At 72.2% G+C, this 1,688-nt stretch carries 2 protein-coding genes and 1 pseudogene; 2 read left to right on the top strand and 1 reads right to left on the bottom strand.

Annotation, left to right across the window (positions count from 1 at the left end; translation table 11 throughout):
• Positions 1 to 279: 279 nt before the first annotated feature.
• Both KBX53_RS32155 and KBX53_RS32160 read left to right on the top strand, forming a co-directional pair.
• Positions 280 to 807, top strand: a pseudogene (locus tag KBX53_RS32155) (hypothetical protein); the annotation flags it as partial.
• Positions 808 to 977: 170 nt separating this feature from the next.
• Entirely contained in the window at positions 978 to 1,370 is a 393-nt protein-coding gene (locus tag KBX53_RS32160; protein WP_210863595.1) for an FKBP-type peptidyl-prolyl cis-trans isomerase, read from the top strand.
• A gap of 87 nt (positions 1,371 to 1,457) precedes the next feature.
• Here the strand turns inward: KBX53_RS32160 and KBX53_RS32165 are convergent.
• A partial coding sequence (locus KBX53_RS32165) for an STAS domain-containing protein (RefSeq protein WP_210863597.1) occupies positions 1,458 to 1,688 on the bottom strand: 231 nt, incomplete at its 5' end.

A 1,688-nucleotide genomic window follows, 5' to 3' on the forward strand; every position in this document is an offset into this window, starting at 1 on the left:
CAGCACGTCGACGACCTCCCGGTACGGGGTGTCGGCAACCACCGTCTCGACCTCCCGGGTCATCACGTCACCCACCTGCCAGGTCCTCATCACGACCTCCCTCTCCTGGTCCATCTCGGACGCTACGGCGGGGCGTCGACGGTCGTCAGGGTCGCCGGACCGGACCGGAGGGGGTCGAACGTCCCGGGCCGTTGCGGTCTGTCGGCCCTGTCGCCGAAAGCGCCGTGGGCGTCCACTGGAGATGCCACCGGGAAGCGCGGTGCGAAGCTGAGAAGGGACGTGGAGACCATGACCGCGACGATCGAGCGGGTCACCGCCGAGAACACCGCTGCGAAGGTCGGCACCGTGCACGACCGAGCCGTCCGGTACATCCTGGCCGGCACCCGGCTGGCGCTCGGCTGGATCTTCCTCTGGGCCTTCGTCGACAAGCTGTTCGGCTTCGGGATGGGCACCGAGCAGAAGAACGCCTGGATCAACGGGGGCAGCCCCACCAAGGGCTTCCTGACCTTCGGCGTGGCCGGGCCGTTCAAGGACGTCTACACCTCGATCGCCGGTGCCGCCTGGGCGGACTGGCTCTTCATGATCGGCCTGGCCGGGATCGGTGTCGCCCTGCTGCTCGGCATCGGAATGCGGATCGCCGCCGTGGCCGGTGGGCTGCTGCTGGTCCTGATGTGGACCGCCGTGCTGCCTCCGGAGAACAACCCCTTCATGGACGACCACCTGATCTACGCCGCGGTGCTGGCGGTGCTGGCCCTGGTCAACGCCGGCGACACGGTGGGCCTCGGCCGGGTGTGGGCGGCCCTGCCGGGGCCCCCCCGCCGCTCCGTCGTGTCAGCCAGCACCAGCGGGACCGTCGGCCTCCCGATCGACGGATGGGCTGCGGAGCAGGTGGCGGGTCCGCCGCACATCGGTGGGGGGTGATCCGGCAGGATCGACGGTGACCGGACACATCACCCAACACGGCAGGAGATCCCCGCATGAACCAGGCAGCAGGCGCCCGATCGGGTAAGCCCGAGGTTGGTCCGATCGAGGGTGCACCGCCGGCCGACCTCGTGATCGAGGACATCACCGTGGGCGACGGCCCGCAGGCCGAGCCGGGCCAGCTGGTCAGCGTGCACTACGTCGGCGTGTCGCACTCCACCGGCGGCGAGTTCGACTCGTCCTGGAACCGGGGCGAGGCGTTCGACTTCCCGCTCGGCGGCGGTCAGGTCATCGCCGGCTGGGACCAGGGCGTCGCCGGCATGCGGGTCGGCGGTCGCCGCCGGCTGACCATCCCGCCGCACCTGGGGTACGGCGACCGCGGCGCGGCCGGCGTGATCAAGCCGGGTGAGACGCTGATCTGCGTCGTCGACCTGCTCGTCGTGCGCTGAGTCGTTGTCGGGGTCGCCGGCCCACCCGCCGGCGGCCCCGCGCCGACCTCGGGCGCGGCGGGTGGGAGCACGCCTCGTCGGGCGGGGTCAGGCGGCCAGTTGCAGGTCGGTGGTCGCGACCACCGGGCGGCGCGCGGCCTCGATCACCGTGGCCGGCTCCAGGATCGTCATCACGCGGTGCAGCCCGCTGACCCGCAGCACCCGCGCCACCACCGGGCTCGGGTCGACCAGCACCAGCTCGCCACCGCGGGCCCGGACGCGCAGATGCGCGGCAAGCAGCGTGCGAACGCCAGCCGCCGAGAGCAGCCGCAGCTGCGA

Source organism: Micromonospora sp. M51 (assembly GCF_018070305.1).
Taxonomy (GTDB): Bacteria; Actinomycetota; Actinomycetes; order Mycobacteriales; family Micromonosporaceae; genus Micromonospora; species Micromonospora parva.

What these genes read in the sequence shown, in the direction of transcription:
- KBX53_RS32160 (WP_210863595.1), top strand. Translation starts at nt 978, where the DNA reads ATGAACCAGGCAGCAGGCGCCCGATCGGGTAAGCCCGAGGTTGGTCCG.